Source organism: Halalkalibacter suaedae, from assembly GCF_017939705.1.
GTDB classification, from domain to species: domain Bacteria; phylum Bacillota; class Bacilli; order Bacillales; family Bacillaceae_D; genus Halalkalibacter; species Halalkalibacter suaedae.
Window position 1 is genome coordinate 505435 of record NZ_JAGKSQ010000002.1, and the last position, 20705, is coordinate 526139.

Here is a 20705-nt window from a genome sequence, read left to right on the forward strand (position 1 = left end):
TTTCTCACCATTTCATCTGACAATTTTCAGTGTAATAGTAAATTCAGTTCCTTGATTCAATACACTTTTCACACCAATCAGACCACTCATTTCTTTCACTATTCGATAAGTAACCATAGTTCCGAGCCCTGTTCCGCTGTTTTTTGTTGATACATATGGTGATCCTAACTTTTCAATTTGTTCAGAGCTCATTCCAATCCCGTTGTCTCGAATTTTAATTATTGATTGGTTGCCAATTCCTTCTTGGAGAATTGTGAGAACCCCACCAGATGTCATTGCCTCAATCCCATTTTTCATAATATTAATTAGACATTGATGGAATTTCTGTCTCTCCCCTAATACGTATATCCCTTCTGTGCCAATAAGTTTAATGTCGACATTATTAATCATCGCAAAAGGGGTAAGCACATTTATGACATAGGTAATTTCAGAATATACATCCAATTTTTCAATACGACCTAAAGTTGGTTTTGCAAAGCTTAAATAGTCATTTATTATTAATGATGCTCGTTGCAATTCCTCTATTGATAAGTCGATAAATTGCAGTCTTTTGTCCTCGGGAATATTGGGTTCTCGTAAAAATTGAAGAAAACCTTGAGTCACTGTCAGCGGGTTTCTTACCTCGTGTGAAATACTTGCAGCAATAGCACTTACAATTTTCAATTTGTCTAGTTCTATTATTTCTGAGAGAATATCATCGTCTTCACGAGTTTTTTCAATAAAGTGAACAATAAATACAACACCTAGTATTTGAATGCAATATAAAATAACGAAAATAAAAAATTGGAACCAATTACTTAATGGACTTAAAGAAAAAATAAATAATAAACTAAGAGCATCAACGCTCGCTGCAATAAAAGCAATCCTCACTTTTTTGTTTATTTTTGTTGTTGTTTTGAAAACAGGAATCATAAACCAAATGTATCCATAAATAATTAAGTATTCAATTAAAGTAACAAGAGCTCCCTCTCCACCTAGATAAAACCGGTACGAGCATAAGGTGATCAAAAGAATTAGCCCAGCTTTCCGTCCACCATATAACACACCAATGATGAATGGCACGATTCTCATATCAAGGATATATCCTTCCATCACTTCAACTGAGAAGCTCATACAAAGTAATATCGATATGCACGAAACCAAAATAATAAATAAATTAGTAGAAAAGTTTTTATACTTTCTAGCGAGAAATTGATGAAAAACAAAATAAAGAACAAAAACATATGATAGGTTCACCAATAGGAAAGCCGAAAATTGAATCAAATTGATTTTTGTTTCCATTTCATTCCTTCTTCCATCATACAATGATAAGAATAGATTCTCCCTCATTTTAGTAATCCCTGTATACTTTTGTCTTTTTTTATCGAAATTTACATTAAATTAACATAACCTTATAGGAAATCGGTGATACTATCCGATAATTAAACAAGCGAGGTGAACTATATGGGAAAATGGAATGAACAAGCTGCTCAAAATAATAATTTGCAACCAGATCTAAATTTGAAAAGTGAAGAGCTTGTTAACAAGAAGATTCAACTTAATGTTCAGGAGCAGATCGGGATGGAAGCCATTGGTCAAGATGAGAAGGATGTGAAACCCCAAGGTGGTCAATAAATTTGAACACTTAATTACTGTGTTTAATCATAAATTTTCGATCAAGTGATTTGTTGGATGTAATTGGTCCTTCCCTTTCCAAGAGAAATTTCTTATAATTCTCTGTTAGGAGAGGAGGACCTACATTGGCTAAACTGAAACAATATATCTTTTTTGATTTTGAAATGCTTTGCTCTGATCAGGGAATGAGCTTTGATTCAATGGAAGCTATTCGCCTCGGTGCGGTTAAATATGATTTAGAGACTGAACAAACCTCGACATTTGATCAATATATTAAACCCGAATCTACGAAACCATTAAGTTTATTTTGCAAGAATTTAACAGGGATTACTGATGAAGATCTTGAAAAAGCAAATTCATTTACAATCGTTTTTTCTGAGTTTTTATCATGGGTTGGCGGTGTGAAAAAGTCCCAATTTTTCTCATGGTCACAAAGTGATCTAATACGATTAAAACTAGATGCATCCGTTCATGATATTCCGAATTCTGTACTTGCTAAAATAGAGAAACGCTATATCGACTTCCAAGAAATCTTTACGAAAAGGGTCTCAAAAACGAACGCATCGGTTGAAACAGCCTTACAGCTATACGGATTGGATTTCATCGGCGAGAAACATAGTCCAATGTACGATTCTTTTAACACCTTACGAATCTATCAGCAATTCTTACGATTTCCTATTGTGACAGATTTAATTATGGTAGAGAAATTTATATTTGATAATGATTCATATTTAATAGGTGAAATAAATGAAGAATTAGACAAGAAACTTAAATCTGATCTTTTACATGTAGTTGGCTATGACGATGTTTTTCAAATGAAAGAGGCTAAGAAACTTGTGAAGAAAACAAGGAATTTGGTTAAAAAATACAATAATATACGGCTGAATCGCTCTGGCCTATTCAATGAAACGATTATACGCAATATCGAAAATCTTATTAGATTTCACCATCGACTCGTGGCAGCATATGAAGAGCACGCAGCTTTTTCATCAAATGTACTAATTTTAGATGAGTATCTGTATCAACCACTTAATGCTTTTAAAATGAAGTGAGGATGAAGATCTTCCTTCATACATATCCCATTTAAATTTTAAGTTTTTCTTTTTATCTAAAATAATATAATTTTCGGAAAGGGATGAGGATAGTGATTGACTCACATATCCATCTAGATCAATATCTAGAACTAGATAAGCAAATAGAGAGTTGGCATGCAAATGGAATCACTCAAGTCATTGCTGTATCAAATGATCTCCCCTCTTCATATAGAACACTTGAACTTCAATTGAAACACCCCGAGATGATAAAAGCCTGTGTTGGGTTTCATCCAGAGTACCCACTTCCTACTGAACAAGATGTTAAGGAATGGGAGCAGCTTGTTAAGATCGAAAGAAAACGAATTGTCGGCATTGGTGAAATTGGACTCCCCCATTACCAAATAAATAACTTATCACATACCCTCACTGAATACATTGATAGACTAACTAGCTACTTACATATAGCGAAAATTCATTCCTTACCTGTAGCATTACATGCAGTTCATGACAAAGCTCAGGTGGTTCTTTCACTCCTACAAGAATTAGAGATAAAGAAAGCTCATTTCCACTGGCTTAAAGCATCAAGTCATGTATTAGAACAAATCAGTCGTGCAGGTTATTTCATTTCAGTAACCCCAGAGGTTTGTTATCGAAGACGTGACCAACTACTAGCTCGAGCTATCCCACTGAATCAACTATTAATTGAAACAGATGGTCCTTGGAAATACACTGGACCATTTAAATCTAGACAAACAAGCCCTTTACTGTTGCAAGACATTATCACTCATTTATCCTCATTAAAAAATAAAACGATTGAGCAAATCCATACCGAAACGAATATAAATACTAAACGATGTTATTGTTTTAACTAAGATGTTAAGTTTATGTAAAGTCTTTAATAGTAAAAAGGGTGAGACTGTAAGTGCACCGAAATACACTGTAGATAATTTAAATCAGGAGTGATCACAATTGCCTACTAATAAAACACTCATTTTTGCTCATCGAGGCTCGGCTGGGACACACCCAGAGAATACAATGGTTGCTTTTCAAGCTGCCCAAGATTTAGGGGCAGAGGGCATTGAACTTGATGTTCAGCTAACAAAGGACCAAATACCTGTAATTATTCACGACGAAATGATTAATCGAACAACAAATGGAACAGGTTGGGTGAAGGATTTTACATATGAAGAAATAAGAGAATTTGACGCAGGAAGTTGGTTTTCTTCCTCTTTCAAACAAGCTTCAATCCCTTCTTTAGAAGAATTATTACAATGGGCTACATCATCTGATCTACTTCTGAATATCGAGCTTAAAACAGGGATAGTACGTTACCCTGGTATTGAGAAAATAGTTATTGATCTAGTAAAAAAGTATCATCTAGCAAATCGAGTTATACTATCTTCTTTCAATCATTATAGCCTTGTCGAAGTACGAAAATTTGATTCGAGTATAGAAACTGCTATTCTATTTATGGAAGGCCTATTCGAGCCATGGAATTATGCTAAGGTCGTTGGTGCAACTAGCTTGCATTGTTATTTACCTGTTGCTACACCCGAACTACTAAAGGAAGCTAAGGCTGCTGGGGTTCGTGTTCGTCCTTTCACTGTAAATGAGGTGAACGATATTCAGTCATTACTAGAAAATAATTGTTCAGCAATCATAACTGATTGGCCGGAAAAAGCACTTACTATTCGAGAAACTCTAGTTCAAGCATAATAAATTTTTACATAGAAAAAATGTCCCAAAAGATTAAACAAACCTTTTGGGACATACGAATCTATATTGGCATTTCAACCATCTTAATTATTGTCCTTTATTGTTGTTTCCCTTTCATCTTCTCCAAAATCTCTGGGGGAATATTCAACCCCATTTCTCCTAACATATCAAATACAGCCCCTTGGATGTCTTGACCACTTTTTCCTTCAGCCTTTAATTGCTGAATTTTACCTGATAGATTTTCAATTGCTTTACCTACGTCCTTATTATTCATTATAATCCTCCTATTTATCTAGTATCATTCGTATTGATGAACATAGTTTACCTGGGTCTTCATTCTGAAAAATATTTCTTCCGACAGAAATTCCTTTTGCCCCTGCTTCAACAGCATCATTAATCATCGTCAGTAGATCATCACTTGTATTCAACTGCTCTCCTCCAGCAATTAAGACAGGGATTTTCACACCTGAGATTACTTCTTTAAAGGAATCTGTTGAACCGCTATAATTTACTTTGACAAGATCTGCTCCTAATTCCTCTGCAATACGTGCTGCATGGCGAATCCGCTTTGAATCAAACTCATCTTCCTTAGAACCATTTCGAACATACATCATCACAAGCAGTGGTAAGCCCCATTTGTCACATTCCTCAGCAATCATTCCTACATCTCTTAGTTGATCAGCTTCGAAATTGGAACCAAGGTTCACATGTGCCGAAATGGCAGTCGCACCCATTCTTACTGAATGCTCTACAGAGGAGACTATTTCCTTTCTTGTCGACTGCAACTCAGGAACAAGTGCAGTTGATGCAGATAGATGGATAATTAGTTCTCCGGCATTCGAACCAAGGATATCTGTTAAATAGCGAACCAGACCTTTATGAACAATAACTGCATCAGCCCCGCCATTTAAGACCTGTTCTACTGTGTTTTGAATCGTATCTAACCCTTTTACTGGACCGATCGTAATTCCGTGATCCATAGGAACAATTAATAGCTTGTCGGAATGATGATATAGTTTCTTCAAACGTAATTCTTTACCCGACATATCGTTTCACCTCTTTACTTTCTTTATCTCTCAATGATTGTTTCAGTCACTTTTACGCCAACATGTCTTCCGGGTTCACAAATATACGCTAATAATTCATCTCCAGGTTTGATTGTTGACGCATTACGTGGCTTACCATCTGCACTCATAATTCTGATATGCCAGTCATCTTGCACGATGACATTAATTTCACGGTCTCCAACAGTACCTTTAATGAGTAACATTGGTCGAACCTCCGTTTTCACTCGTCCAACAGTTAAAACACGAGTTTCCCCCTGCGTATTAACACATAACACCTTGTCTCCAGCCTTCAAATCACTTAAATATTCAGCAGCATCCTCTGGTTGCCAAACATAAGAATGGACGGCACCAGCATTAACTCGAAATGGTCGTAAATTCATATATGGTAAATGATGAGTTTCTGAACAAACGAATACACCACCACCTGAAGTTGATCCGATAATCATCCCTTCATCTTGAGTCATAATCCCAGTTGTATCAATACAAGTTCGAACACCCATTCCCGCATGATGGACCTCGGTTACAACCATTGGATGAAGATCAAGCTTTGGTAATGATTGCTTTGACATAAATGTTGTAAGTCTTTTGACCTCATCAGCATTGGCTGTAGCAAATAAGACACCATCGCTCCCTTTTTCTAATGTTCCATAAGCGATCTCAGTATCAATCGCTGTATTTACCGCACGTAATAACACGGTATTGCTTTCTTCTAATCTCGCAATAATTAATTCTAGTGGTATATTTGTTGGTAGATCGAAATCAACAGCAGCATAATCGTAGTCACTTGCTTCAAAAGAACAACGCTCTAACATTTCACGGTCATTTACTGCATAGAAAATGCATGTTTTTAATCCTAGCTTTTTAGCTTCAGCTAAAATTTCCTTATTATCAGAGAAAACAATATCTTCACTTGCGACTTCAGCTAATTGCTGAAGATCTTGGACTTCTGTAATAAATGTCATTTTCTGCGGGAAGTACCCTTCTTGACGTTGCTGAATCGTCACAAGTACCTTATCAATCGGCGAATGATTAATCATCTCCCAAACATCCATATTCTCTACTGAAATCCCTCTACCATCAAACCAAACCTGTCTATCTTTCTTTACTGTCATCTAAAATACCCCTCTCGGCTAATAAATTTTTCAGTTCAGTCCCTGTTAAAAAGTAACGTGGTTTTGCCTTCATTCCAAATGCTAATGGCTCACTTCTGTCATATAGTGTTCCTTTATCTAACAAATAAATGAAAAGATTAACTTTATAGTAGTCTTCCAAAACTTTAATATACTCATTACTCACTTGATCGCTATCATTTTCCTTTTCAATTAATAAATAGAGCTGATCATCTATTGTTCCTGCAACCCAAAAACGTTTCGCCGTTAATGGTGAGAGGATCGCTTCTAATTCATAAATATCAAAGATTTGATCTTGGATTAATAAACTTTCTTCCTTCCTCCCCCTAATAACATAGGGGTGGCCTTTACCGCAAAGACATTTCTTTTCTTTTCGTTGAACAAGATCACCTGTAGCATACCGAATGAGTGGGGTTGCTCGGTTACGAAGTGTTGTTATGACTAAGTTTCCAACCTCACCATCTTTCACTTCATTTTGAAGATCATCTTTTAGAATTTCGATATGAAACATTTCTTCAAAAAGATGCAGCTGCTGTTCCTGACAATCAACCATCGCTGTGCCGATCTCTGTCATCCCATAATTATCAAAGACAGGTACTTCCCAAATCTCTTCAATTAGGTCTCGTTTATACGGGGTTAGTGGTTCACCAGCTGTACAAATCGCACGCAAATTAGGAAAATCAGTTCTCGGATCAAATCCAAGAAGTGTGGCCATTTCAGCAAGCATGATTGCTTGTAGTGGGATACAAGCCAGAACCGTCACTCTAAGTCTACTCAAAAGATCAATTACTTTAGGCATTGGCGTAATGGTTGTCCGACTATCAGCAGGGATCACACAGCCACCACATGTTTGAACAGCCTCATGCAAAAAATGTGAGATTGTCGATAAGGCATATGGAAAGCGAATGAGGACAACATCTTGATTTGTCATTGTTACACCACTCGTTGCAATTTGATCTGTAATTTCCTTTAAGTCTTTTGCACTATACCAAATGGATACAGGCTGACCTGTTGTTCCAGATGATTCATGATACTGAGCTAATAGACTATTGTCAGTTGCAAGCAAACCATAAGGTGACTGCTCCCTCAAATCCTGTTTTGTTGTGATTGGAATTGTTTTTAAATCAGCTAAACTAGTTAGCTTGTTATTACCAATTCGGTTTGAGTAGAAAGGTGCTGTCTTTGCATAGGCAAGAACCTGATTAAGTGATTCTACTTTTTCTTCTTCATTAGTCATAAAATACTCACCCTATTTCAATTGAAGAAGCTCTTTTATATTTCCACTCAAAATTTGATCACGTTGATCATCTTTAATCGAAAGTCTCATTATTTTGTCAAGTTCATTTCCTGGATGTGCAAGAGGATATTCAGAACCGAAAATCACTTTTGAACCACCGATTTTCTTTACTGTCTCTTCAATATGAAGGAAATTAGCTGTTGATGTTTCAAGAAATACATTTTTAAATTTTCTTGCCGCTTCAACTGCTTCAAGATCTGCAGGTCCAAATCCCATATGACCGATAATGAAATTCGTTTTTGGAAATTGTTTAGCGAGTTGAACGAATTTACTCGTAGATGCGCCGGGATTATAGACAACATGTGAATACAAAGGGAAACCATAATCTCCACATAATGAAGCCAAGCTCGCCACACCTTTAGATCCAAATGAGAATTGGTGCGATAACGGAGAAAGCTTTAAGCCTTTAAATCCTTGCTTCTTACTATCTTCAAGCTGCTTGCTCACATCTTTGTCATGTGGATTTAAACAGACAAACCCACGAATTTGTTTATGATCTTTCATTGCTTTTTCTACATACTTATTATCAGGGATCGGATTGTCGGGCTTTGATTTCCCAGTAATATAGTCGGTCATTTTTCTAACATCTAACATGGCCCCAGGAACCGCAACTCCTTGGCTAATCCCTTCAGCCTTCAATATTTTCAAATACATTTCTGTGTTACCGTATTCTGTATTTGATAAATGTGCATGTGCATCGATAATCATTTATTTTCACCTCTATTCATTTACAACACGAACCGTTTTGCCTTGTGGCCTTTCAAGCTTGTCAACAAACTCGAAAGTGAATGGAATTCCTGAAGAATATTCTAGTTTACTAGCTAACGAATCTGCCAAATAAGCGGAGGCCTCGACATCATCTGCTAACTCACAACGAACTTTAATCGATTCATTATCTTCATCCTTTTTCACAACAAACTCAAACCAATCACCAATATCCGGTTCTCTCATTAGAAATTCCTCTAAATAAAATGGTGAAAGAGTCGTGCCATTATAGCGAATCTGATCGGAAACTCTTCCGCGGAGGTGGAATTTAGGAAGTGTTACACCACAGGAACATTGTTCGCTGTCAACATAACCAATATCCCCAGTTCTAAATCGAATGATTGGAGTGTCATAACGAAGCATACTTGTAACAACAATCTCTCCAATTTCACCCTCGTCGAGTACTTCTCCCGATTCAGGGTCGACAATTTCAATTAACGCATGTGCTTGTGTGACGTGATAGCCATCATGATCATCGCACTCAATCCCAAGCACGCCACACTCGAGGCTTCCATAAAAGAAATTTGCTGTAGCACCCCAACGTTTTTCTAGTCTTTCACGAAAAGCTGGTGAACAGCCTTCCCCTGTTATCCACAGTTTTTTTAACTGCAATTCAGATAATTCGAAATTTTGACTTTCTGCCTCTTCCGCTAAAAGCATTGCCCAAGATGGTGTTGTAATCACGACATTAGGTCTTAAATCTCTTAAGAGCTTCACTGTCTTTTTCGGTGCTGAATATGCTCCACCTTTTCCTGCAGGAATAACTGTTGCCTCACAGCCTTCCATGAATGTTTTGTGAAAAGCTAAGCCAGCGGCACTCATTTCATATGGCAATGCATTTAAGCATACATCTCCAGGATCAACCTCAAATAAATCAGGATACCTCGGTGCAAGATCGTGCAAATAATAATCATTCCATGTGTACATCATATATATTTCTTCGCCACCGGAAGTACCCGTTGAGACCTGGACTAATGCAATATCCTTTTTGTCGCATGTTAGCAAGATATAAGGGTTTCCGCGCAATTCTTCCTTTGTTAGAAATGGAAGTTTCGTTAAATCACTTAGTTGTTTAATGTCTCGTGGATGAACATTAACTCCATCTAATTTTTGTCTATACAACTCACTTTTCTCATACGCTTTTTTAACTATTTCCTTGATCGACGTTAATTGATATTGTTCAATTTGTTTTTCAGACATCTTATCTGGATGAACTGAACCGTTAAAAAAACGTTTTATCGTTAACGGAACTTTTACATTCTTTAATTTCTTTTCAAATAATGAACTCACCCGATCTCAACCCCTTGACTAGCAAGCTTATTTTGATACCTTAAATCTGTATCTTCCTCAATCAATTTTTTGCGTGTTCTGTTTGCTTGATCTAGCAAGCTCATCCTTTCATAAAGGAATCCTAAACGATAGAGTACTAGCAAATAATCATCTTTTGTTATACCTGAATGTTCAGTTCCTGTTTCATAGGAACTTCGAACAGACTGCAAATCTTTGATTGCTTTATCGGTTGTGTGAAAGAATCCTTCAGGTAATGCATCATAAATTAACCCTCGTAAGAACAATAACTCTGGATTATCTGATTTAATCGATTCCTTTAAGAGCTTGAGTGCTTGAATCGTTTCCTTGAACATTTCCTGTGGCTCACTTGCGTATTTTCCTTTTAAGGCAAGTGATGCGGCATAGTAGGAGTTTGCGATCTCACATTCAGGAAAGTCTTCAACCGCTTTCTGCCAAAGCACTAAGCTTTTTTCGGCTGCATCCTTATTTCCTAATGCACCCATTTTGTGGATCTCTTTGGCTGCTTTGTAATATTGATCTTTTTTAGCTATCAGTAGAGTCCTAGTTTCTTTTTGGTAGGATAGGATTTTTTGTTTTTCTTTAATTTGCTCACGTAAAGCACTTCTAGGTTTTTCTCTTAAGATCGAATCCCATGTTTTTAACGCTTCTTTCACCATATCTAGTTTCTCGTAAGCAATCCCCAAATCATAAAGAAGCTGATGATATTTTTCTTTTTCTATTGAATACTTTTTTCTTTTTACCTGATCAACAACAAATTCAAAATCTTTAAGAGCTGTTGCCGCACGTCTAAAGAAGATTTCAGGTAAACGTAGGCTATGACGTGCACGGATAAGACGAAGCTCACATGAAGTTGGATTGTTTAGAATTAATTCATCCATTGCCTTCATTGCTTTGATGGCAGCACCAAACATTTCATACGTGTTAAGAGAATCTCTACCTTTCATTGATTGAACGTCAAGAGCGTACATCTGAACTTCAGGAGCAGTGTTAGTCAACACAAAGGTATCGAAAAATTCATTTGCATGTTTTACTTGGGCTACCCCACCATACAGTGCCTTTTCATACATTTCCCATGCTTCTTCAGTCATACCCTCTCCTGCTAAATCGCTAGATACATCCTCATCTCCCTCAACAATCGATTTATTTAGACCTGCGGGTTTGCCGTTCCCTTTCAATTTCTTTAGTTTTTCTACAATTGGACTAATTTTCTCTTGCTGATTTAAACGCTTCATTGCTTCGATTAAATTTTTCAGCACTTCTTCATACTCTGCATCTGACAGCACTTTTTCGTCCTTTTCATATGCCTCAACTAGAAACGAAAAATCCTCTATAGCGGTACTAGTTCGTTGAAAATAAAGTTCAGGCAGACGATATGAAACATTCCCACGTAAAAATCGTGCGACAATTAAAGAAGAATCCTTTTCAATGACAGAATCTAGTAGTTTTAACCCCTCTGATGCATATTTCATCTTATCTGTCACACTTGTAGCATCTCGACCGAGAAGAGCTGTGGCGCTCCCTAAATAGGCTTTTATCTCTTGGTCATTTGGATGTTTCTTAACTAATTCTTTTAATAACTGTATTGCCTTATTGACGGCAGCTTTTTCTCCCTTTATCCCATCCTGATGGAAATTAATAGCTTGAACGCGGCTACTTTCTTTTTCTCCGCCGTTCAATTTTCTTTTCGATTCAGGAGCTTGTTTAATCTCTTTAGATTTTTTTGGGCGTAGGAGCGTTTTGTTCTTTTGAAGTAGTTTCCGATTCACTATCTCACCCCTTTTCGATTTGTTTTTTATACTTAGGATTTTTACTACTCAATTTGGTCCAAACATCCTTTGCTTTTTGATCCTCATTACTATTTTTGTAGGCCTTACCTAATTTAAATAGAATATCTTCGTATTGATCTTTAGTTATCGTTCCTTTGCCTTTTTCTTTTTCATATGCAGCTATTAAATAGAGAAAATCCTCAATAGCTGTAGATGTGCGTTTGAAATGCATTTCTGGTAATCGAAAAGCGACATTTCCTCGCAGCATTCGAATTTCCATATTTGAGGAATCTTTAGTAACGGCATGATCAAGTGCCTTCATCCCCCTTTTGGCATAATTCGTCTTTTCCATTAAATTAGCGTGATCTCGAGCCACAAGAGCCGATGCACTTCCATAGTAAGCTTCAATTAATGGATCATTATGATTCATTAGCTTCAGCTCTTTAAGCTGTTTAAACGCTTTTTCGGCAGCTTTCTTATCACCATTGATTCCTTTTTGATGGAGAGTAATCGCTTCTTTAAATTCTGTATTATTTTCTTTTGACATCATCAAACCTCCTTTCTATCACGAAGCCTATCGAAGTCCTATGCTTCATAGATTTTTTGAAGTACAATGTCACTTTATGTTAGAAAAGGATTCTGGTGATAGACTCTAATGGAGATTTCAGAATATTGATGATAGAAACCAGAATATGAAATAAAAAAAATACCAAAAGTCGTTATTTTCGACAATTGGTACTTTTTATCTTTTCTATTTTTTATGAATTATTGTTTGTTTCCAAAAATAATTAGATATTTCAAGCTTGATTTCTAGCTAGGTCTTGAGCTGTTCTAGTTGTTGTTTTCATGTATTGAGCAATTTCTTCGTTGCCTTCTTTTAATGTTTCAACAGTAGCACTCATTTGTTGTAAGCTAGCGGTGGCTTCTTGAATAATGGCAGCTAATTCCGTTGTAGATGCTTCAACATTAACTGATTTACTTTGGGCTTTATCTGATAGGTGTTCGAATTCACTATACTCTTCATTAAGATTTTTCAAAGTTACTGTTATATCCTTAAAATTTTCTGTTACTATATTAGTAGATACTAATAATTCAGAAAATTGATGACTACTCATCTTAAGTTTTTGAACTGCAACTCCATTATTCTCATTCACTTCTTTTAAATTCGTCGTAATTTTTTCAGTTGTGCCGTTTGTTACTTCGGCTAATTTTCGGATTTCGTTTGCTACGACTGAAAATCCTTTACCTGCTTCACCAGCACGTGCTGCTTCAATTGATGCGTTTAGTGCTAATAAATTGGTTTGCTCTGTGATTTGTTTAATATCACCTGCGAATTTATTTGTCTCTTCAATTTTTGAAGTCAGAGTAACAAATGTAGAATTTAGTTCTCGAACGAATGTTTGAAGCTCATTCATATTATTGATTAGTCGATTAACCATTAATTCACCATTGTCTGCTTTTTCTGTTGCGGATCTAGTTTGACTTTTCAACATTTTTGTTTTAGTGTTCAATTGTTTCATCATTACTAATGTGTCTTGTGCATTATGAGATATATCAATCACTTGTTCACTTTGATTTTGACTACCAACTGAAATCTCATGTATTGCAATTGATATTTCTTTTTGCGAATCTAAACTATAGGTTACTTTTTCTGTTGCTTTTTCAATATTAGCAGTAATTAATTCAATACCAGTTTGAAGAGAGTTTTTTTGATTTTCTTTTTCAGCATGTTCGAGTTGAGATGCTTTGAGAATTGTTTGCAGCGTTTTAAATTGTAAAATGTTTAAATGAAGCATTCCGTAAAGTATACATGATACTAATACAAAAATTAATAAAATTGATGATGAGACCTCTTTTAAAGCATCATGTTGATTTACCCCGTAGTTCAATTCTAAAAATAAAGTAAAGAAACCTAATACTACTCCTGAGAAAAATACAATCCTCTTATAATGCAAAGCCGAAAACAATAAATACATAAAAATAATCAATAAGGTAGTTAAACCACCACCAAACAATAATGTAGACGTAATTATGAAGATAGCGACATTAACAATAAAAAAGTAAGGAAATAATTGCTTTTTTTTTACTATCTTTTTAAAGAAAAATAATGCAAATACAATTATTCCAAACTCACTAGCATAATAGATAGCTTTATTTAGATCGCCTTGTATGTATGTCAAAAGTGCTCCTGCAATAAGTGATACGGAAAATACCAAAAGCATGATGAGATTCTTTTTTTCTAAATCTTTTTTTAATAAGTCTTGAACAGCATTCATTATAACTCCCCTTTTTATAATTATATGATCTTATTATATTTCTATTTTCGACACGAATCTACATTTATTTTACAAAAAAAAGAGTGGTTCAATGATTTGTAAGTAAATCATTGCATCACTCGGGCTTGTTGCTTATTTTAACAAATAAGTATTACTATACTTCTCATACAATGTGCGTTTTTCGGTTCCAAATGCGAGAAAAAAAGTTGGGAACAAAATAAGTTTAAGAAGTTCACGTTTGATATATTGTGATTTGGTTATTTCCTTACATTGTTCATTTACAACAGTTAAATCTGTAAATAACATTCCAAAAGTCTGTCTTTTAAACGTCGGATAAACATACTGATAAAACAAAAAAACAATCCCTAAAATAATCCAATTTATAATAAAAAGATGTGGTTCGTGCTCCATAATGTATTCACGGGCTAACTCAGGATTACCAATAAAGGGTGTATCGGTAGAGATCATCATCCATAACGTTGTTCCACCTGCAAACATAAATAAGAACATCGCTAATACAGCTAAATCATAGAACAAGGCAATGAGACGGATCCATCCACCTGCCCGCAGTTTCACCTCTACTCTCTTTTCTTCAATAGGTAACACTTTTTCAACCTGCATCCAGTTTCCCCCTCCTACTTCGTTTTGAGACATCTATTTGAGACTATAATTGTTTATACGATTTTATCAGTAAATCGTTTCATACTATTTCGAAAATAATTGTGTTGAATTAATCATACTACACTAATTTTGCAAGTACACTTTGTTTTTGATAAGGTATTGTACAGAGTACATGTTAATTTATTACAAAATAATACCATAGAATTGGGAGTGAAGTCATGTCAGTGAAATTAAATCGTGTTGCATTAATCGGAACAGGTTTTGTTGGGTCAAGCTATGCCTTTGCATTAATTAATCAAGGATTTGTTGATGAATTGATTCTGATTGATTTAAATGAAGATAAAGCAAAAGGAGATGTCATGGACCTCAACCACGGCAAGGTCTTTGCTTCACAACCTACACATGTACGCTTCGGAAGCTATCAGGATTGTCAAAACGTCGATATCGTAGTAATTTGTGCAGGGGCTAACCAAAAACCAGGTGAAACAAGATTAGACCTCGTTGACAAAAATATTCAAATTTTTAAAGGGATTGTAGAAAATGTAATGAAAAGTGGATTTAATGGGATTTTCTTGGTAGCAACAAACCCCGTTGATATTTTAACATACGCTACCTGGAAGTTCAGTGGACTTCCTTCTGCAAAAGTAATCGGATCGGGCACGACTCTTGACACTGCACGTTTTCGTTTTCTACTTGGGGAATATTTTAATGTTGCCCCTACTAATGTTCATGCCTATATTATCGGTGAGCATGGGGATAGTGAATTACCAGTCTATAGTAGTGCCGATATTGGTGGTGTTCCTGTAATGAAAATGATTGAACGGAATGATCGATATAAGAATGAAGATTTAGATGATATTTTTGTTAATGTGCGTGATGCAGCATATCAAATCATTAAAGGAAAAGGAGCAACATTTTATGGAATTGCTATGGGACTAGCCCGAATTACAAAAGCGATTTTAAATAATGAAAATGCCATCCTAACCGTCTCCTCTTACCTCGATGGACAATACAACGAAAAGGATGTATACATAGGAGTTCCAGCAATTATTAATCGTAATGGAATAAGAGAGATCGTTGAACTAGACCTAAACGAAAAAGAAAAAGAACAATTTCATTCAAGTTCTTCTATATTAAAAGATATTCTCTCACCTCATTTTAATAATAAATAATGAATAAAAGCTGTCATAACGGTTTAACCGTTTTGACAGCTTCTTTTTTGTTTCTTTAAAGTGAGGAAATTTATTTTCACTTTTTATAAGGAATTGACAGTAACTCTGGAACGGTTACGAATTCAAATCCTTGCTCTTGTAAAACAGGAATGATTTGCTTAAGTGACTCAATTGTTCCTGTCCGGTCAGCGTCCCATTCTCCCCCATCATGCATCAATATAATTGAACCTGGTTCAATATTATTAATGACATTATACGCAATATTATCGGCTCCTAGCTCTCTCCAATCCAACGTATCTAATGACCAACCAATGATCGTGTAATTTAGTTCTGCGACTTCTTCAACAAGCTCATTATATAAGAAGCCATAAGGTGGTCGGAATAATTTCGTCCTGTAGCCGACTAAATCAGCAATGACATCCTCTGTTTGTCTAATTTCTCTTTTAAGTGAAGCGATATTCTCTTGGACGAGGTTCGGATGCCAATATGTATGGTTTCCGATAATATGCCCTTCATTTGCCATTCTCTTTGTTATTTCAGGATACGCTTCAGCCCGTGCACCCATTACAAAGAAAGTTGCCGGTACATTAAATTTACTTAATACATCTAATAGCTGCGGAGTGAAGCGCGGATCAGGACCATCATCAAAGGTCAGAGCCACTCGATTTTCTGTCATCGGTCCTCTAAGAACAACTGTTTCTGGGTAACGTTGCTGTAAAATAATATTAGAGACTGGTTGTCTAACCCGTCCATCGAATTCCGGACCACCTTCAGGTTGAGGAATCTCGTCTACCTGACGATCATCTGGTTTTTTGTCTTTATTCCACCACCATTCCACACCAACTTCATTAATCGCTGCAGAAGCCACCGATTCTTCTGAAATAGTAACTGTGAATAAGACAGTCATAAGCAGTAATATTCTAAGCCACATTCATTTCATCTCCTAATAAGCTTATTCGTTTCAACTATATTATTTACTTAATTTTGCATATCATTAAAATTAAAAAGAATGTTCAATCAATTATTTGAACATTCGTTACCTTATCCTATTTAAACTGCGAATCTGGGTGTAAATTATTTTGCATAAATTTTTCAACTTGATTAATTTGCTCAATTGAAGCAATAGCTGTTTTGTACCATCCTTTTTGGTTCATTATTTCATACAGTTGATATTGGCTGTCAGTTGCATTTGTATATAGCTGTTTGTAGATATCCCGTAATTCTTCATGACTCGTTTCTAATATAGTACTACTGATACTTCTAGCACGTCCTTTTTCTAATTCTAAACATAATTGAATCATTTCTCGATCAGTTAATCCACGGTCTTTAATATTATTGGGCATGTTGACACCTCTTTCAATTATTGAATTAATCCCGTTTTATTAAAATATTTCGCTAAGTCGGCTACTTTCAACTGATGCCGTTCTGCCATTTGTTCTAACGATTTTCTAAGTAACTCATCCTCACATTGTGAAGCACACCAATTCATTGTCTTTGCGGTAATTTCCTCTGCTCTAATTTCATCTTCAATAAAAGCCAATTCTTTCGTTGTGAGCTCTTTCATTATGACACCCCACTCATATTTAATCTTTTTGTAGTATGGTTAATTTACCCTCTCTTTATCCAACGGCAATGTGACTCTACATAACAGAAAAAAAGAAGGTCAATTGTCTTCCAACTAAAAACTGAGTGTAGAAACACCGCTCCTGAAATATACTTCGCTTTCCGCGGGAAGCCGGTGAGCCTCCTCGTCTACGCCTGCGGGGTCTCACCCTTGGCTTTACATCCCGCAGGAGTCTACGTATATTTCATCCGCTAAGTTCTAAATTTTTTTGGAATTTCAGTTAAACACCTTAATTATGTCCTAGTATCGAGTCTATCCCAAAAGTTTCATAAAATAAGATAGTCAATTTGTTTTTTATATTATAAAGTTCGCACAGTGGACGTTAATATCTCCACCTGTTGCTTGCTTCCGATGGTCGGTCGTCAGAATTCTAACGTAGATGAATATAAAAGGTATTTGCAAAAGGAAGTACTTTCCTTCATCCTCTCATCAAAGCGGATGGGATTGGAGGGCCGACTCCTGCAGGACATAAGGGCAAATGGAAATCCACCGGCAAAGCAGGTTAGTTCCATGCCCTCCTGCGGAAAGCGTGCCCCCAATCCCAGTAGCGGAGTCGAAGCGTCTGTTTATAGCAGAAAGCTGTTCATTAATATAAAAAGCTTGTCGACTCTTCCTCTTTTCAAGGCTTAATCGACAAGCTAAAAGCTAAAAATAATTGTTTACTCATTATAATAGTTATTAAATAACGAACTAAAAATTAGTTATCGTAAATCCGATGAATCGTCATAATCATATCGAAAGCCATCTTTTTGCGGGTCTTGATTCATATCATCTTGTTGGACTAGCTTTTGCATTAATTCCTTATACGATTTCTGTTCTTCGTGATCAGTGGATTGTTGAATTAAATTCTCTAACGCTTCTTTTGTATACTTATCAGTATCTTTAGACATGGTCAAATCCTCCATAAACATAGTTGTAAGACAATACTAGTTTTTACGAGGTATCATTGAAGTATACAATAGAAAAGGGTGTCTCAAAAGGAACAACCTTTTGAGACACCCTCAACGTATTACTTATTGTAGCTTGGGAAATCTACTTCATGAATATTCCCTGGCTCTTGTCTTTCCATTAGCTCAGCAAGAGCTACTTCAAGAACTTTAGCTTGTGTTGCCTTGTCATTTGGCTTTCCTAAAGAATGGCCAAATTTAAATGTTTTTGGATGAATCGCACGAGGCGGTCTTTGTAAACTTGATTGCTCTACATCAAGAGTAATCAATGTTGTCGGAATCCCCTGTGCTTCAATTCCACGTTGCACTGTAACTACAGTGCGATGACAAAGAGGTCAGCCAGCTGTTAGTAAAACAGCATCCGCCTTTGAGCGAACAACTTCTTTTACTAAAGCAGGAATCGTTTCTTTGTTAATTTTGTTTAAACGCATTGAATATCCCATCATCGTGATATGCTTTTCAGCAACGCCACCTAGATCTCCATCCTCAACCATTTCACGTAATCGGTCAATTGGAAATACAGTGTTGATATCCTCTTTTGGGAAATCCGTATTGTAATGATCCTTTGGAGCTGCATGCGTAACAGTTAGATCCTTGGAATCTACATCGCCAGGAATCACGCGGTACGTCGCGTCCCCTTCAGCTGGATCAGTATTATATGGTTCTTGACTTAGTAAGTGAACACCAGAAGTTGAAACAATCATAATAGTCATTTCATGTAATGGCTTATCTACAGGAGTATACGGGATTGCTTTTCTTGATAATTCCATATGATTTCCCTCCTATAACTTACGTAAGACATCAAATAATTCTTCATTATCTGGTTGTCTTTCAATTGGGTGAACATCAATAAATTGAACAATACCTTCTTTATCAATAATAAATAAAGCACGTTCCGATGCCCCGTAAGCAGGCTCGTCCTTATTTGTACGAAGAACGCCGAATTTTTGTGCAACTTCTCCATGTGGATAGAAGTCAGCACATAGTGGATATGAAAGTCCACCAACTGATTTTGCCCATGCATCATGACTGTGAACACTATCTACGCTAATACCCAAAACTTGGGTATCAAAGTCTTCAAAACGAGGTAAATCATCCTCGTATGAAGGCATCTGTGCGCCTCAAACAGGTGTCCAATCTAGAGGATAAAAGCAAATAAATACATTTTGACCACGGTAGTCACTTAAAGAAACTTCGCGTCCACCATGTGCCGGTAGTGTAAAGTCAGGTGCTTTATCACCGACTTTTAGCGTACTTGTAACAGTAGCTCCTTGTGGCATTACAATCTCTCCTTCCAACTCTATCCGATTATTTTCAAACAACATTTATTCTCGTCCATTTTCAGACGATTTAATCTCATAGAGAAAATCATAATAAAAATAGAACAGTTTGTTATGTATCTATCTATGTTGTTCCCAAACAATAAATAAATGCTGTTTGAATGTTATATTTTAGCATACTTCTTAGTGGAAAAGAAAGTTTTGTCGATATTAATCACTATTTGTTCACTTATTTGTAATAAATAAATCGTTCTCCTGCAACCATCATATGGTGCTTTTGAGTAGGATACGTGTGAAATAAATAATCAACGAAATAAGCCGGGTTTTCTCTATTATTCGGAAACATGTCAAAGTGAATCGGAACAATTAAATTAGTTTTAATGACATTAGCAAAATCAGCCGCTTCTCTAAAATTCATGTTACCAGCAATGTCACGTGCCGTTCGAAAATAATCTCGACCATTGATAGGAAGAAAAGAAACATCTGGTTGAAAAGCCTTTGCCCTTTCAATTAGTCTATCTGTAATAACGGTATCGCCACAGTGAAAGAGTTTGACACCGTTTACTTCAATGAAATAGCCAAGATAACGATCAAATCCATTCGAATCGTATTCATAATCTGTATGTGCTGCTGAAATAGGAGTTATTCGGAAGCCTTTAATGTTGATTGTCTGATCGTTAACTGCCTTAACAACCTTACATTCTTCAATACCCATTTCTACTAAATCATTCGTATTTTCAGGCGGAACAACATACGTTATTTGGCTTTGCACTTGAGCTAATTTGCTGATTGTTTCACGATCTAAATGATCACCATGATCATGTGTTATTAACATACCATCAACATCTTTAAGTGACTTTGGTTTGACCAAAGGTTGAAATGCTCTAACAAATTCGGTATTTGGATCGAGCTTTTCAATACTGTTAGTTAAATACGGGTCAATACAAATGAATCCATCCTCATCTTTCCCTTTTAACAAAATACTAGCTTGTCCTAAGCTCCAGAATGCAACAGCATTGGTAGGTAATTTTGTATCTCTCCACTCGATTTTCATTTTATTCTCTAGTGATTCTTCCATTTGAGAC

Annotated in this window: 24 protein-coding genes; 5 read left to right on the forward strand and 19 right to left on the reverse strand. The window is 36.0% G+C overall.

Going from position 1 to position 20705, the window contains the following annotated elements; translation table 11 throughout:
- Nucleotides 1-12 precede the first annotated feature (12 nt).
- Nucleotides 13-1281: an ATP-binding protein gene (locus tag J7W16_RS06580; RefSeq protein WP_210596473.1), complete on the reverse strand. Its 1269-nt coding sequence runs from the start codon at nt 1279-1281 to the stop codon at nt 13-15.
- Between the two features lie 162 nt (nt 1282-1443).
- Here J7W16_RS06580 and J7W16_RS06585 point away from each other — a divergent pair, with 162 nt between their 5' ends.
- The 4 genes from J7W16_RS06585 (at nt 1444) to J7W16_RS06600 (ending at nt 4364) form a co-directional block, all read left to right on the forward strand.
- On the forward strand, nt 1444-1614 hold the full coding sequence (locus tag J7W16_RS06585) for a hypothetical protein (protein WP_210596474.1): 171 nt from the start codon (nt 1444-1446) through the stop codon (nt 1612-1614).
- Between the two features lie 125 nt (nt 1615-1739).
- Nucleotides 1740-2666, forward strand: a complete 927-nt coding sequence (locus J7W16_RS06590; RefSeq protein ID WP_210596475.1) for a 3'-5' exonuclease — start codon at nt 1740-1742, stop codon at nt 2664-2666.
- Nucleotides 2667-2758: 92 nt separating this feature from the next.
- A complete protein-coding gene (locus J7W16_RS06595) occupies nt 2759-3520 on the forward strand; it encodes a TatD family hydrolase (RefSeq protein WP_210596476.1) in 762 nt (253 codons plus the stop codon).
- A gap of 97 nt (nt 3521-3617) precedes the next feature.
- Nucleotides 3618-4364, forward strand: coding sequence for a glycerophosphodiester phosphodiesterase (locus tag J7W16_RS06600; protein ID WP_210596477.1), 747 nt, complete (start codon nt 3618-3620; stop codon nt 4362-4364).
- A 97-nt stretch (nt 4365-4461) separates the two neighbouring features.
- Here J7W16_RS06600 and J7W16_RS06605 read toward each other — a convergent pair whose 3' ends face one another.
- The 10 genes from J7W16_RS06605 to J7W16_RS06650 all read right to left on the reverse strand — a co-directional run bounded on the left by J7W16_RS06605 (nt 4462) and on the right by J7W16_RS06650 (nt 14597).
- Nucleotides 4462-4638: a hypothetical protein gene (locus J7W16_RS06605; RefSeq protein WP_210596478.1), complete on the reverse strand. Its 177-nt coding sequence runs from the start codon at nt 4636-4638 to the stop codon at nt 4462-4464.
- 10 nt (nt 4639-4648) lie between these two features.
- Nucleotides 4649-5410 (reverse strand): 2-amino-3,7-dideoxy-D-threo-hept-6-ulosonate synthase, encoded by a 762-nt coding sequence (locus tag J7W16_RS06610; protein ID WP_210596479.1) that lies wholly within the window; start codon nt 5408-5410, stop codon nt 4649-4651.
- Nucleotides 5411-5433: 23 nt separating this feature from the next.
- Nucleotides 5434-6543, reverse strand: coding sequence for a 3-dehydroquinate synthase II domain-containing protein (locus J7W16_RS06615; protein ID WP_210596480.1), 1110 nt, complete (start codon nt 6541-6543; stop codon nt 5434-5436).
- Nucleotides 6524-7798, reverse strand: coding sequence for a phenylacetate--CoA ligase family protein (locus J7W16_RS06620; protein WP_210596481.1), 1275 nt, complete (start codon nt 7796-7798; stop codon nt 6524-6526). The genes J7W16_RS06615 and J7W16_RS06620 overlap by 20 nt, the downstream gene beginning before the upstream one ends.
- A gap of 12 nt (nt 7799-7810) precedes the next feature.
- Nucleotides 7811-8566, reverse strand: coding sequence for an amidohydrolase family protein (locus J7W16_RS06625; RefSeq protein ID WP_210596482.1), 756 nt, complete (start codon nt 8564-8566; stop codon nt 7811-7813).
- 12 nt (nt 8567-8578) lie between these two features.
- A complete protein-coding gene (locus tag J7W16_RS06630; RefSeq protein ID WP_210596483.1) occupies nt 8579-9913 on the reverse strand; it encodes a phenylacetate--CoA ligase family protein in 1335 nt (444 codons plus the stop codon).
- A complete protein-coding gene (locus J7W16_RS06635) occupies nt 9910-11700 on the reverse strand; it encodes a tetratricopeptide repeat protein (RefSeq protein ID WP_210596484.1) in 1791 nt (596 codons plus the stop codon). Before J7W16_RS06635 ends, J7W16_RS06630 begins: the two co-directional genes overlap by 4 nt.
- A 4-nt stretch (nt 11701-11704) precedes the next feature.
- On the reverse strand, nt 11705-12247 hold the full coding sequence (locus J7W16_RS06640; protein WP_210596485.1) for a hypothetical protein: 543 nt from the start codon (nt 12245-12247) through the stop codon (nt 11705-11707).
- 250 nt (nt 12248-12497) lie between these two features.
- A complete protein-coding gene (locus J7W16_RS06645) occupies nt 12498-13976 on the reverse strand; it encodes a methyl-accepting chemotaxis protein (protein ID WP_210596486.1) in 1479 nt (492 codons plus the stop codon).
- Nucleotides 13977-14108: 132 nt separating this feature from the next.
- Entirely contained in the window at nt 14109-14597 is a 489-nt protein-coding gene (locus J7W16_RS06650) for an RDD family protein (protein WP_210596487.1), read from the reverse strand.
- A 218-nt stretch (nt 14598-14815) separates the two neighbouring features.
- Here J7W16_RS06650 and J7W16_RS06655 point away from each other — a divergent pair, with 218 nt between their 5' ends.
- Nucleotides 14816-15769, forward strand: a complete 954-nt coding sequence (locus J7W16_RS06655; protein WP_210596488.1) for an L-lactate dehydrogenase — start codon at nt 14816-14818, stop codon at nt 15767-15769.
- Between the two features lie 76 nt (nt 15770-15845).
- Here the strand turns inward: J7W16_RS06655 and J7W16_RS06660 are convergent, their stop codons facing one another.
- The 8 genes from J7W16_RS06660 to J7W16_RS06700 form a co-directional block, all read right to left on the reverse strand.
- Nucleotides 15846-16700, reverse strand: a complete 855-nt coding sequence (locus tag J7W16_RS06660; RefSeq protein ID WP_246879875.1) for a polysaccharide deacetylase family protein — start codon at nt 16698-16700, stop codon at nt 15846-15848.
- A 115-nt stretch (nt 16701-16815) separates the two neighbouring features.
- Entirely contained in the window at nt 16816-17112 is a 297-nt protein-coding gene (locus J7W16_RS06665; RefSeq protein ID WP_210596489.1) for a spore coat protein, read from the reverse strand.
- Between the two features lie 17 nt (nt 17113-17129).
- Complete coding sequence (locus J7W16_RS06670; protein ID WP_210596490.1) at nt 17130-17333, reverse strand: hypothetical protein; 204 nt, start codon at nt 17331-17333, stop codon at nt 17130-17132.
- Between the two features lie 761 nt (nt 17334-18094).
- Nucleotides 18095-18283 (reverse strand): hypothetical protein, encoded by a 189-nt coding sequence (locus J7W16_RS06675; protein ID WP_210596491.1) that lies wholly within the window; start codon nt 18281-18283, stop codon nt 18095-18097.
- A 119-nt stretch (nt 18284-18402) separates the two neighbouring features.
- Nucleotides 18403-18648 (reverse strand): hypothetical protein, encoded by a 246-nt coding sequence (locus tag J7W16_RS06680; protein WP_210596492.1) that lies wholly within the window; start codon nt 18646-18648, stop codon nt 18403-18405.
- Nucleotides 18649-18675: 27 nt separating this feature from the next.
- Nucleotides 18676-19110 (reverse strand): glycine/sarcosine/betaine reductase selenoprotein B family protein, encoded by a 435-nt coding sequence (locus tag J7W16_RS06685; RefSeq protein WP_210596493.1) that lies wholly within the window; start codon nt 19108-19110, stop codon nt 18676-18678.
- Nucleotides 19111-19122: 12 nt separating this feature from the next.
- Nucleotides 19123-19665: a redoxin domain-containing protein gene (locus tag J7W16_RS06690; RefSeq protein ID WP_346726908.1), complete on the reverse strand. Its 543-nt coding sequence runs from the start codon at nt 19663-19665 to the stop codon at nt 19123-19125.
- A 184-nt stretch (nt 19666-19849) separates the two neighbouring features.
- Nucleotides 19850-20698 (reverse strand): MBL fold metallo-hydrolase, encoded by an 849-nt coding sequence (locus J7W16_RS06700; RefSeq protein ID WP_210596496.1) that lies wholly within the window; start codon nt 20696-20698, stop codon nt 19850-19852.
- Nucleotides 20699-20705 lie beyond the last annotated feature (7 nt).